We start from the raw sequence: 12,693 nt of genomic DNA on the forward strand, positions 1-12,693 counted from the left end.
AAACAATTCAGTTCCTGCGGGTTTTAAATCCTTAACAGTAATATCAGCCATTTGAGTTCTCCTTGAAATCAATGTTTTTTAGTATTTGGACAAACGCTTGTGTTTGATTGCTCAATCTTTAGGTTCGGCTGCAAGTATTACCAATGATGATCACACTGCAAGCTACGCTGCCACCTACACAAACGACGCTACCACCACCTTGAATATTAGCAATATCCTCAGAACCGATTTCAGTTATAAAACTTTCCGGATCGTTGAAAAACAATTCAGTTCCTGCGGGTTTTAAATCCTTAACAGTAATATCAGCCATTTGATTTCTCCTTTCACATTTGAATGGTTTTTAGTATTTGTTAATCAAATACTTTTGTTTGCTTCATGATTAAATACTAAAAAATCTCCTTACGTAATTCAAGCATTTTTGCTCTATTTTAGGAAATAAAATCTACATTTTGAGGTGACAAGAGAGTTGTTTCTACCTTTAATTTAAAAAAAATAATTATATAAAAGTTATATAAATAGAGCTTTTTTGTAAAAACTACTTGTAGGGGTAGATGAAGTTGATAAGTGTATCAACTGAAAGTAGTAGAACTAAATAAAGCAATAAGAAATGTCTCTATCCTAAGTAAGAGAAATAACTGCAATAATTATTTCTCCAGAAGTTTGAAATGTTAGCAAAACCAATAAAAAAGCCCAAGAGGATTCTTGGGCTGAACTAGAAAAGTTTGAATGTGCAATTTTTTTAGAGATTTGAAGTATCAATCACATAGCTTGACTGGTGCATAGATGTCTTCAGAGTTGGCATTGAGGTAGGCCCGCTGCCAGTCAATTCCCAATCGGGAGAATTGCTCAAAAATAAAGGTCAACCTCGCCTCTGGTGAGTCATCCCCTTTGTCGCAAGCTTCCAGCAATCCATTAGCGACTATCTGACACCGATTCATCCCAAAGCTTTCTCGGTCAGTAAACTTGTGGTCTGGTTCTTCTGCTAACCCCAACCCTGGTGCAAGCAGCTTGGTGAATAAGGGAACTTCTGGCTGAAAATGCGATCGCAATTGGTAAACTGTCGAAATAACAGAGGCGATCGCTTCATAGTCGCTCTTGTCAAAGTACAAAACTCCTGAGTCGTAGCGCTTGTAATCAGCTGGGTTGTACAAAACCTTGAAGTTAAAAGGAATAGCCATTTCGTTCAGATGCTGCGTGAGAGCACTCATAACCGCAACTGCACCTTCTGAAGTCAAATTGAAGTAGATTCGCACAGTCTGCTGATGACCCTCTAAATTGAGACGAATTGGTCCTGCATTGCCCACCGCCACATAAAAACCGCTTTGGAGCAGATTTTTCGGCATGCGGATAGCCACCTGTTCACCCACCACAACAGTAGCTTGTGCTGATTGCAGATGCCGATCGCGCTCAATATGTAACCTTAGACCATTCTTAGTCACGGCTACGCTGCCATCACTTTCTTCCCAGAGAACATACCAACAAGAGTCAAAGTAGCCAGTGCCGCTATTACTTTCGTGCAAGCGATTGTAAAAACCCAAGTCTACTCCCAAAAAAGTATTGTTCTCTAAGTCCAGTGGCAGAGGATTGGAATCTGTTAGGCGTGCGTGGGTAGTTCGCATACCACCGTTGTAATAGATGCCGTAGAGAAAAGAGCGCAGTTGCAGGCTCACATATTTGCACTGAATCTCTACAGGGATTTGCTGAAAGCGGGCGATCGCCTCTGCTGGCAGTTCAAAGGGTTTGTAATCTGGATGACGAATGCTGAAGTCAGACTCGATCTGAACCTTGCTCGCAATTTCTTGCAGAGCATCCAGCACTCGCTTAGTTGCTACATCTGGCTGTTGAATTAGAGAATCTAGTAATTGTGTCATGGTTGAGTTGCGACTAAACATCTTAAGCAGCAGTACAGCTCAAACGTCCAGATTCAGCAGCAGCAGTGCCAAAAGTCGTTGACATGGATTGTTCTGGACGGCATAACAATGTCTTAGCTACCTGAAGCATGATTATTGCGATATTGCCGAAGGTTTTCTGAAACTGAATCATCGCCAAAATCTGTTGAATCAATACAAGACCGGCAAATTGCACCACACGCCGCAAGAAATCAGGGCGCTGTTGTAAGATTTCTGGGAAGGTGTCGAAATAAGCCAAGGTCAGAACAGCGATCGAAGGCTGAAGCACCTCAAGGGGAGTCGCCGCTAGGCGTAGAGATTCTTCAATACTGAGTGCATTGCTGATCACCAAGCTACTTAACCAAATTTCCAGATAGCTGGCGATAAGTGTTCCCAAATCAAAAGCAGGGTCTCCCCAATTACAGCGCTCCCAGTCAATGAAGCGCACAATGCTGTCACCGGATTGCTGCCAATTGGTGTGCAGGAGAATATTGTTCAACTTCAGGTCATGATGCGTCAGGCAACAAGGAGCGAAAGCGCTGCCCAGTTCTCTTATCGCTTGCCCCAAGCTGTCGTAGCGCTGATAGAGCGAAAAGAATTTTAGCGCATCTGCGGGTACTCCTCCAAAAATTTCCGGTCCAATCCGTTCCAGCCCCCGAATCAAGTTAAGCACTTGACCAGTGAGGGCGTCCTTTTGATTTTGATGGAAGAATTCCCGATAGTTCTGACGATTGAAGCTGGCACGATGGATAGTAGCTAAAACAGTGCCAATTGCAGAGGCGATTTGGCTTGGGAAGTTCTTTTCCTGAGCGTAGAAATCAGTCAAATCTTGATAGTCATCCAGATACCTGAAGACAAGAATCGAATTCTCTGGGTCAAAATTGAGCACCACCGGCAGCAATGGGCGAAGGTGATCCAGTTCTGGAAATTGGTTTAAGAACTCTTGAACACGCCATTCGCCTAAAAACTCACCAAATGTTTTCCCATCCTGATAGTACCGCTCTTGCTTGACAAGGAGTTTAGAACCATCTGGTAAACTCACTCTCAAGTTAAAATTCTTGGCAGCTACTAATTCAATCTGGAGCTGGGTTTGTTGTTCGGTGGTACAAAGACCCTGACTAAATAAATAATTGCCTACGTTTTGGGAGCTTAACAGTAGTGTCATTATACTTTTAAATCGCTATATTTATTGATGTTGATGTTGAGAGAACATGGGAGATTAGGCTCAGAGGAAGATTGTAGGTCGCCAATTGTGATGTGGGTGCTTTCCTTGGACGTTACTTTCTCTACTGTCTGGGTTCCTCGAGTCGAAAGCCCCATTTTTTTCAGCAAAAGGTTAATGTTGCGATCACTGACCGAAATCCCCAACTCTTTCTCCAAGTGCTTGCTCAACCAATGGGCTGTCCAAGTCTGAAACGAATATCCATAATCACGGGGACTATGGGTAACCAGTTCTTTCAAACGCTGCAAATATTCTTCATTAACTGCCTTCGGACGACCAATTGGAGACTCTTGCCATTGGTGCGCCATTCCAGTACGTGCTATGTGCATCCAATGCCGTGCTGTTGCTGGACAACACCCCAAGGTTTGACAAATTTCGGTTTGAGATTTCCCCGAATCTGCGAGCAACATAATTTCAATGCGTTGGCGATAAGACTCAGGTAAATCCTTATGCAAACTTTTTTGCAGCATTTTGCGCTGAAACGGTGTTAAAAATTTACCTGTTGCATTGTCTATTGCTTGAGTGTCAGGTTTTGTTCGGTCATGAGACATAGTAAGTAAAATTAGACTGCTTGAAATATCCCTAAAAAATTAATGATTTTTTTTTAAGATTAATGCATTTCAAATATGCTATGCTCTTACTTCAAACTCATTAAATAATTTGCAATAAAGCTCTGCTTGGCTTTAAATTGTTCTTAATCTTTTTTTATACTTTCGTTAATTATGTTAAAAATCAAGCTTTTTCAGTTGATTTTTCCGACACAATAAAAGGAGATATGTCTCCAAATAGGAATTGGCCAACCGACGTTAACAATACTAATTGCTAATACGAGTAAAGCGATCACAAGGTGCGCCCTATGCCTGACTCACTTCGTGAGTCCCCTGAACGGAGTTCAGGGCAACAAGCGGAGCTTGTTGAGGTATAAACGGGCGATCGCTCATGCGTTGATGCATCTGCTGCCAGTGCCAAACGCTTTTCGTTCTCCGGCCTTTGGCTTAAAATCCAGCATAGCAGTGGACTAAAACAGGATGTGATATCAAGTGTTGCCCGTCCGGTTTTTGTTTTATCTTCCCCGTCTCGATACCATTCCCGTAGTTGCTGACGCACAGTATTTTCCTTTTTACCCAGTAGTTCTGCTAAAAAGACTGAAACTGTTGTCAACCCGCGCTTATTGCATCATTACCATTCCAAAGCTCCACATTGCCAGTACGACAGCTTGAGGCTTTAGTTGTTTCGCATTTTTTCAATTACTTTTCTCGTCCATTCTCTTAATTCCTTACTTTTTCCTACCTGCATTCACTTTATTACACCCTGGATTATCCTCTGCTTTTGCCTTAAATATTTCTGCGGACTTCCATCAGATAAGTATTTTACCTGCTTCTCTATGCCTTTCTTAAATACTTACCCTTGAAAGGTGTAAGGAACCCCATCAATAAATTGAGGGGCTTGATACAAGGACGCCGTATTTCTCGCACCATGTGTCTCGAAATACATCTTTTTTCTTTTCCATGTTTAAAAACAGGAGCCAGTGCCGTGGGCGAGTCTCTCGACTTGAGGCATCTGGCGTGGGCTTGTTCCTTTTCGGGGCTAATTATCCCTTACACCCCTACACCCCTATACCCGCCCCGAAGGGGCTTGGTCAACAATTACGTTGGGGAGCAAGCAAAATGTATTTTATTATACTTTAAAACTTCTGCCTTCTCCTTCAAAGACGCTGCGCGAACGTACTTCTGCCTTTCTTTTTGACAGACATTAATAAAGGAGTTTTGTCTTTTTCAGTTAATTCGTCGCTCTCCCCTGCTTCCCTTGAATAGTCACATCTATCGGCATCACTTAGCAAGCTAGCTGCGTGTAATAGCGGATTAATATTACTTTGATTACCCACCACCAGAGTCACCATATTTTCAGGCTTCAAGTATTGCTGCGCCACTCGTTACACATCAGCTGCTGTGATAGCGGCGATCGCACAGCGCGCATACCCCTTGTTGATTGTAACGTCGTGCCAAACGGCGAATCCATTCCCGGCTGTAGCCTCTTACTTCCGCTACTTCTGCTGTTGTTTTCTCTTTGGCGCGAGCAGCCAAATTATTTGATAGTGACGGCTTTCAACTAGGTCAGAGCACTGACGATAACGTTGTTCGAGTTCTTCAACCCCCAAGTGCGGTTGAATCGTTACAAGTTTCGGCATTGGCGATCGCTATTGGTATATGCACACATATTTTATTAAACACTATTCATCCGGACTTGATATCACAGGTCCTGCTGTGAAGCGGTTGCGATCGACGACCACATGACCTCCTACTACTGGAATCGCGCCAAAGGGAGCAAGTGCCTCGATTGCCTGAAAATTTGTTGTTGCCCGGTAACCAGTCAATAAGCCCGCAGCAGCCAACGTCAGGCTACCAGCGCAGATGCCGATGATATACTTGGCGCGATCGCCTCGGTCAGCGAGAAATGCCAACGTTTCTTCATCAGACAAAAGATTGGTTGTAGAGGCTCCAACACACAGAACATCGAGGTTTTGGGGACAATCGGCAAAGGTGGTCGTAGCGTGCATCCCTTCCCGATGCACCATGCCAGAGGATTCAGTATTTTTCTGAGGGTTGGTGTGCTTCCAGAGGAAGTGAATGTCGCAATTTGGAGCATCACAGAACGCTGTGTAGACACCGATAATGTCGGGAACAAAGCAGTTCGGGTCTGCAAGAATACCAATTTGTAGGCGATCTAGAGCTTGGGTCACTTTGTTTCTCCTGGATGTGAATTCTTTTCGGTATTAGGCATAGCATCTATGCTAGAAATACGACTGGGTTATGCCTAGACCTCAATCGAGTACACTTTCTGCCATTGCCATAGTGGCAATTCCTTTGCAGCTTCTGTTTGAAGCTATCGACCAAGCTGAGAGTGAACAAGATCTGCGAGTGGACATTGTGGGTTGTGCCCTAAGGAAGTGTAGATAGGTAATAAGTTGTAGCGCTTCATATCGCCAAAATTGCGGGCACCAATTTCAGCACTCATATACCAACCGTTAAAGGTTCTGGTGCAAAAATACCAGGACGACTCGTTTTCCAACAAAAACGCTTGCCGCTGAGCTGACCAAACCGATGAATTAGACCACGACACCTAAGTGCTTCCCTATAGCTCAGCTAGTAGCGGACTGTAGTTTGCGCGATAGACGGAGTTCGCTAGGTAGCGCGTCATGAAATTTCGGATGATCGGCGGGAGATTTCGTATCTGGTCCCGACGGTGGGTCTGTTCATGTACCCAGCGAATCCGAGTGATCCGTTGGGTTGTATATTCATCCAGTACTTGCGCGACGTCTCGCTCCGACACGATCAACTTGGACAGCACGAGTGCGTCCTCAAAAGCCATTGCTGCACCCGACGCCATATTGGGTGATGTTGCATGGGCAGCATCGCCGATGAGTAAGACCCTACCCGAACCCCACGGCTCCTGCAGGATGTCCTCGATGACACCAAAGTGGATCTGTTCTGAAGACTGGAGTTCTGCCAGCGCTTCAGGCACTGGACTGGCGTAAGATCCGAAGCGCGATCGCAGCCGCTCCAGTCGTCCTTCTAGAGGATCATCAAGAGGCTGAGCGATTGCAGCGTCAGCGTAGCAATATACTTGACCGCCACCGACTGGGATGAACAGAAAGACTCCACGGTGCCCGGCAAAGACGGTCCATCCCGTTATCGATGGCGGACACGACACCAGGAACCGCCAGCCCACCTGACCACAATAGCGGGGCTGCGAGTCCCCGAAGATCAGCTTGCGAATCGATGAACGCACACCATCGGCACCCACCACGAGATCGTAGAGACTCTCGGTTCCATTGCTGAATTGAACTGCAACGAGGTTCTCACGCTGCTCAAGTGCAACCACGGTTGTCGAGAAGTGAAGCTGTGCAGTTCCCAAGGCCTCGACCATGATGCTCTGGAGCGCAGTTCGGCGAATACCCACACAGGGACCGCAGCTTGCCCATACGCTTTCAGTATCGATCGTGGCTAGCTTTCGACCCCGATCATCTAGCAGTGTCTGAGTCCGTATCAACGAACCTTGGCGAAGGACCTGGTCGAACAGATTCAACGACCGAAGCGCACGCATCGCATTTCCAACAAGGTAAATACCCGCACCATGAACAGACCATGCCGCCTGGCGCTCCACGATATCGGGATTCAGTCCCTGACGCTTGAGGGCAATAGCAAGACTAAGCCCAGCCATGCCGGCTCCAACGATGAGAACACGCTCAATTTTAGGCATTTTGGTAATCCTTCCGACTTGATCTGTATTGGAAGCTGAAAGAGACCGAAGCGAGGTGGGAGATCAGTTCATGAAGTTTGTGCAACCTAACGCTAGACTTCAGCGGCTCTTTGCCCGCCGCGCATGCGGTTCAACCGACAGCAACTCAACTGCTGATTGGACTGAACTGATTCTATCTAACACCCAAAACGGGATTGTAGACAGAAAGATTTCTGTACAACATACCCCTATATGCAATCAAAAGAGTACCCGATCGAGGTCTGGGCAGAGTGGGTTGCCATCCCTAGTATACCGAACTGCTGCTGCCCGATTAAACGCTGTGCAACCAATGCACTCCCTATTGTCTGACTTGCGATCGGCGACTGCAATCGGACCAGAAGCTTACTATCAATTCGTAGCTGAAGGTCGAATACAACCCCATCACGCAGAAGCGTTTGGTTTTTCTCAGGACACGCTCAAGCTAGAGCAGGGAGAGGAAATTCAGTGTGATGTTGTTGTATTCTCTTTAGGTTCGCTGACTTCCGTATTTCCCTATTAATAGATAGGAGTTGAAATGGAGATAAGCGAATTCATTGTTTGGAAACAAGTTGATTTATTGTGCTTATCATTTTAACCATTTTTACAGTTATCTATGTCATTTTGAAATCTTCTTTAGTTTTTATTAGGAAATAAGATGCGTTTCCCCTGCACCCGAGGCAGTTTTCATTTTTGCTCCCGATGGGACGCTTCTGGGGAGTATTGAAACGGGTGTACGAACAAGCAATTTAGCCTGGGGAGAAGATGGTCACAGCCTCTTTATTACAGGCAACACAGCCATCTATTGCATTCGCTTGACTGCCACAGGCGAGGGATACAGGACTTAAGCAACTGGCACAAAAGGGGGGGCGTGGTACAACCCTGCCCCACGGTAATTTAAATCAGACCAAACACATATAAACGTCTGGACGTTTTAGTTGTTAATCTTAAACACAGATTCAACTGTTGATTTAATCGAATCCCCTGCGTCCTTTAGCCTTTGTACTATGGGCTGCTTATTCTGCAAAAAGACTCGCGCACAGTTGCGTCCTGGCATTCCTGAAATTGAACCACCAGGATGAGTGCCTGCACCTGTCAAATACAAACCCGAAATGGGTGTTTGGTAGTTGGCAATCTCTGGCAAGGGACGGAAAAATACCATCTGATCTAAAGTCATATCAATATGATAGTAATTTCCTTTATACGCGCCTAATCTTTCTCCTAGTTCAGCCGGACTTTCCACGCCACGGGCGATAATTGCGTCCTTCACATTTGGTGCGTAGTCTGCTAGCTTATCAATCACCTTGTCTGCGACTTTGTTTTTTAATTCATCCGTCCACCCTGTACCATTTAAACCAGTACCTTCTGCACCTGCGACTTGATACGGACAGAAAAACTCAATCCATGCGGTATGCTTACCAGGAGGTGCCATTGATGGATCTAGCACTGTTGGCACAACGACATACATTGAGGGATCAGAATCTGGAATTTCTCCTAAACTACATTTGCTATGAGCCTGTTCTACATGAGCAACAGAATCTGCAATTAAAACAGAGCCAATCAAGTATTCGTCTTTGTGTTCGTGGTGCTCAAAGCGCAGTGGTTCGTTTAAAGCCAAGTCTATCTTGAGGATAGTTTCGTTGTTGTTGACAATGCGGCGTTCTAATCTTTCGCGTAAATCTGGATCAGCAGCATTTACATCGCTGGTATCCATTAATTGTAAAAACACACGCTTGGCATCAATGTTTGAAATCACTGCGTGCTTAGCACGGTATTCTACGCCATTAGCCACCCGCACACCAACAGCACGATTATCATCAATCAAAATTTTCTTAACGTGCTGGTCTGTCAGGATAACACCACCTTTACTTGTAACCAAATTTACTAAGGCTTGCGTTAATGCACCAGTACCGCCACGCGGTCTAGTCATCCCTGGATTATGACGCATTGCCATCATAATTGCACCAATACCAAGGGTTTTTTGGGAGGGAGGCGCACCAAGTTCTGATGCAAGTCTTGCCAAAGGTGCTTTGAGAAATTCTGAATCAAACCACTCGTTGACAATATCCTCACCGCTGGTTAGCATATTGCGAATAAAGTCCAGCGTCTTATTGGTAGAACCAATTACCGAAAATAAATCTTTTAGCTTTGCAATGTCGTAGTTGCCAAGAATATCTAAGACAGATTTCGGTGGTGCATTAAACATGGGAATCATCGCACCAATCGCCTGCTGCCAGTATTTTGTAAATTCTAGATATTTTTTGGCATCGCGTTCACTGTAACGCGCAATTCCGGCACTCGTTTTTTCTACTGATTTATGAGCTAAGAAATATTTGCCATCCGGATGCGGACAGAAAACAACTGGATCGCACTCCAGATATTGCAAACCATATTTTTCCAGTTCTAATTCTTGTACAACTGGTCCTAGATGAATAAACTCGTGGTCAATAGCACACAAATTAAACTTAAATCCAGGAGCTTCTTGTGGTAAATATTCTTCTGTTGTTGCCCCACCACCAGGAATAGGACGTTTTTCCAATAGTAGCACACTATAGCCAGCCTTGAGTAAATAAGCAGCACAAACTAAACCGTTGTGTCCTGCTCCGATAATGACAACATCATACTCTTGCATAAATGAAAATTCGTGCCTATACGTTCCTTTACGAGGTTACAAATTATGACTTCTAATTCCATCATTCGCCAGTTATAGAAATGAGAGAATACAAACAAATTAGCTAACCACTAATTGTAAGAAACAGCAGACAATTAGTAATTAGCGGTTGTATAATGTGCCCTACACTTTTACAATAGGTCGTTATTCATAGAGTTTTTCTCAAGACTCGCTTGAAACTAAAGATTGTGCTTTGTATGAACCTTTGGTTTCTGGTACCAACATCCAGAAAATAACAGTAGCAACAGCGGCGATCGCAGCCAAGCCAAGAAAAGCAATATTGTAGCCAGCCTTTTGTACAACAAACCCAGCTAGCAGATTACTCAGACCAGCACCTATACCAATAGCAGTATTTAGTGCCCCTTGTGTGATATTAAACCGACCTGTACCTTTAGTTAAATCAGCGACCATGAGTACTGAAAGTACACCAAAAATACCGCCAGCAACTCCATCTAAAATCTGTACAGAAACCAAGAAATAAGGATTATCTGTTAGAGTGTAAAGTACACCACGAATTGGCAAGACAGCAAAGCCAAGTAAAAAGACTGGTTTTCTGGCAGCATGTGCAAAACGACCAGCCAAGCTAGCAGAAGGAATCATCACTAACTGGGCTACGATGATGCAAGCTGACATATAAAGTGTAGCTCCTGTAGCTTTGCCTTCTGCAAGTCTCTGACCGACGAGTGGTAACATCGCTGCATTGGCAAAGTGAAACAGAATTACTGCAAGACAAAATAAAAGTATGCGGCGATCGCTGAATAATTGCATAAACCCAGAGACTTGATGCCCCTCTTTTTCTGCACTATCCTCATCCTCTTCTTTTGCACCACGCGCTAATTTGTGGTCAATTTCCTTTTCGCGAATCCTCGAGACGGCAACTGCGCTAGCCGCCGCCATCGCTGCTACCAGAAAAAAGATACCTTGGCGAGTAATAAAAAAACCTATTAAACCAGCCAAAGTCGCTGCAAGTACATTGCCTGCATGATTAAACGCCTCATTGCGACCAACTCGACGATCGAAATTATCATGTCCTACCAGTCCCAAGCTAATAGCAGCGATCGCAGCTGGAAACACCGCTGCTGCCAAACCAATTAAAATTTGACCACCAATGACTATCGGAAAAATCGGGAAAAGGGCTATTACGATGCAACCAATAGATACAAGGGTTGCAGCCACTATAATCAATTCTCGTTTTTGACGCAGTCGGTCTACCAACCCACCTATTGGTGTTTGGGCAATAACTGTTGCAACAGTTGAAGCGGACATTGCAATCCCAATATCTACTGGATTCCAATGTTCTGAAGCTTTTAAAAAAATAGCTAGATATGGTCCTACACCATCACGCACATCAGCTAGAAAAAGGTTTAAAAAATCGAGTGCTCTTAAACTTTTTTGGCTTGGTTTTCTACTTTTTTCTTGCATGAAAATAACTCCGATTACCAAAATCATTTAATCATTGAAAATTAGACCAGTCTATATCTCTAAAAGTATAGTTTTAGGTTTATTTTTCCTGTATAGCAGTTAAGCTGATACAATCTTTTACTGTTCAAATTTAGTTAAAATACCTCCTTTTATTACTAAAATTCATAACAATCAGAAGGAAGGAAATTGTTTAAGACGAGCATCTACCAAAAGGAGCATCATCTCTTTTTGTATTTCCATCTTTCTGATTTGCAACACGATATCTTCATATTTAAAATATGGTAAGTTTACCAATTCTTTTATTTTTTGCATTAAGGCAACAACCACTTCAAGTGAAACTCCTTCTCCTTGAGTACAGTTAAAATATTCTAGAATGATAGGTTTATCGTCAGTACGTGGAGAATATTGTGCTGTAAAACTTAATGGACGAGTATTTCCATCCTCTGTTAATTTCACTTTTAACGCCACTGTCATTTTGTTATCCTCTAGTAGCTTCATTTGTATCTCCTCTGGATATAAAGAGACAGTTTTACCATCGGCATTAAACTCAAAGCTTGGCATTTTGCTACGGATAAACTCGGAAGTCATAGCACGGTTAATATCTTTTTCTGTCATGACAACACGAATAGTGATATTAACTGGTTCATTCAGTTCAACTTGACCAAAGAGAACACTGAATGGATTAACTGCGACATTATCTATTTGCAGCTTGATTTCCTGTATGCGAATATCTTGTTTGACCAATCCCTGACCTTCAACTGAAACTCCATCTACTAGCCCCTGCAATAACTTCAGAAAATTAGTTTGTATATCTACGTCTATTTTGTCTGCTGTATCTAGCTGTTTAGAAAGTTGCTTCTCAGCTTCGCGGGAAAGCATTTGTTCTTCTATACGTTGATATTCTGACATGAGTGAATGATTTCCTAGTATGGTGTCACTGCTTAATTTTGACGCCAACAACTGAGGAGTGTATCTACATCAGGATATAGAAGATATAAAAAAGCTGAATTTGTTGACTTTCGCCTAGAAAATGTGTTTATTATCTGACATCAAATTGAGAAATCATCTTTGCTGTCTCAAGACCTTTTCACAAAAAATGAGGTCATGTAGGACTCATATTTAATTTGTGACTAAGCTAGGTACACTTTCTGTAAAACTTAAGCGTTATGCGTTCCCTACTTCCACGAGTAAATTCACACTCATCAAACCGGATT

13 protein-coding genes and 2 pseudogenes are annotated in these 12,693 nt (G+C 43.6%); 2 read left to right on the forward strand and 13 right to left on the reverse strand.

Features of this window, described 5'->3' with window-relative positions:
* Nucleotides 1-118: 118 nt before the first annotated feature.
* The 8 genes from AC5JM2_RS22070 to AC5JM2_RS22105 all read right to left on the reverse strand — a co-directional run bounded on the left by AC5JM2_RS22070 (nt 119) and on the right by AC5JM2_RS22105 (nt 5,851).
* On the reverse strand, nt 119-310 hold the full coding sequence (locus tag AC5JM2_RS22070) for a hypothetical protein (protein WP_495836971.1): 192 nt from the start codon (nt 308-310) through the stop codon (nt 119-121).
* A 445-nt stretch (nt 311-755) separates the two neighbouring features.
* Complete coding sequence (locus AC5JM2_RS22075) at nt 756-1,871, reverse strand: T3SS effector HopA1 family protein (RefSeq protein ID WP_495836972.1); 1,116 nt, start codon at nt 1,869-1,871, stop codon at nt 756-758.
* Nucleotides 1,872-1,893: 22 nt separating this feature from the next.
* Nucleotides 1,894-3,054 carry a phosphotransferase gene (locus tag AC5JM2_RS22080; RefSeq protein WP_495836973.1) on the reverse strand — a complete coding sequence of 387 codons (1,161 nt, stop codon included), beginning with the start codon at nt 3,052-3,054 and terminating at the stop codon, nt 1,894-1,896.
* A complete protein-coding gene (locus tag AC5JM2_RS22085; protein ID WP_495836974.1) occupies nt 3,054-3,662 on the reverse strand; it encodes a helix-turn-helix domain-containing protein in 609 nt (202 codons plus the stop codon). The genes AC5JM2_RS22080 and AC5JM2_RS22085 overlap by 1 nt, the downstream gene beginning before the upstream one ends.
* 289 nt (nt 3,663-3,951) lie before the next feature.
* Nucleotides 3,952-4,272 (reverse strand): hypothetical protein, encoded by a 321-nt coding sequence (locus AC5JM2_RS22090; RefSeq protein WP_495836975.1) that lies wholly within the window; start codon nt 4,270-4,272, stop codon nt 3,952-3,954.
* A 544-nt stretch (nt 4,273-4,816) separates the two neighbouring features.
* Nucleotides 4,817-5,041: a hypothetical protein gene (locus AC5JM2_RS22095; RefSeq protein WP_495836976.1), complete on the reverse strand. Its 225-nt coding sequence runs from the start codon at nt 5,039-5,041 to the stop codon at nt 4,817-4,819.
* Between the two features lie 10 nt (nt 5,042-5,051).
* On the reverse strand, nt 5,052-5,195 hold the full coding sequence (locus tag AC5JM2_RS22100; RefSeq protein ID WP_495836977.1) for a hypothetical protein: 144 nt from the start codon (nt 5,193-5,195) through the stop codon (nt 5,052-5,054).
* Between the two features lie 146 nt (nt 5,196-5,341).
* Nucleotides 5,342-5,851, reverse strand: a complete 510-nt coding sequence (locus AC5JM2_RS22105) for a DJ-1/PfpI family protein (RefSeq protein WP_495836978.1) — start codon at nt 5,849-5,851, stop codon at nt 5,342-5,344.
* 70 nt (nt 5,852-5,921) lie between these two features.
* Here AC5JM2_RS22105 and AC5JM2_RS22110 point away from each other — a divergent pair, with 70 nt between their 5' ends.
* Entirely contained in the window at nt 5,922-6,068 is a 147-nt protein-coding gene (locus AC5JM2_RS22110) for a hypothetical protein (RefSeq protein ID WP_495837092.1), read from the forward strand.
* Nucleotides 6,069-6,078: 10 nt separating this feature from the next.
* Here AC5JM2_RS22110 and AC5JM2_RS22115 read toward each other — a convergent pair.
* Nucleotides 6,079-6,231: pseudogene (locus tag AC5JM2_RS22115) on the reverse strand (nitric oxide synthase oxygenase); the annotation flags it as partial.
* Nucleotides 6,232-6,243: 12 nt separating this feature from the next.
* Entirely contained in the window at nt 6,244-7,371 is a 1,128-nt protein-coding gene (locus tag AC5JM2_RS22120) for an FAD-dependent monooxygenase (RefSeq protein WP_495836979.1), read from the reverse strand.
* Nucleotides 7,372-7,441: 70 nt separating this feature from the next.
* On the opposite strand from AC5JM2_RS22120, the gene AC5JM2_RS22125 reads away from it, so the two are divergent.
* Nucleotides 7,442-7,909 (forward strand): hypothetical protein, encoded by a 468-nt coding sequence (locus AC5JM2_RS22125; protein ID WP_495836980.1) that lies wholly within the window; start codon nt 7,442-7,444, stop codon nt 7,907-7,909.
* A 411-nt stretch (nt 7,910-8,320) separates the two neighbouring features.
* Here the strand turns inward: AC5JM2_RS22125 and crtO are convergent.
* From crtO to AC5JM2_RS22140, 3 genes and pseudogenes are all read right to left on the reverse strand, one after another.
* A pseudogene (gene crtO, locus AC5JM2_RS22130) lies at nt 8,321-10,021 on the reverse strand (beta-carotene ketolase CrtO); the annotation flags it as partial.
* 198 nt (nt 10,022-10,219) lie between these two features.
* On the reverse strand, nt 10,220-11,479 hold the full coding sequence (locus tag AC5JM2_RS22135; protein ID WP_495836981.1) for an MFS transporter: 1,260 nt from the start codon (nt 11,477-11,479) through the stop codon (nt 10,220-10,222).
* 171 nt (nt 11,480-11,650) lie between these two features.
* Nucleotides 11,651-12,388: an LmeA family phospholipid-binding protein gene (locus tag AC5JM2_RS22140; RefSeq protein WP_495836982.1), complete on the reverse strand. Its 738-nt coding sequence runs from the start codon at nt 12,386-12,388 to the stop codon at nt 11,651-11,653.
* Nucleotides 12,389-12,693 lie beyond the last annotated feature (305 nt).

The sequence above is a fragment of the Brasilonema angustatum genome (genome assembly GCF_059505445.1).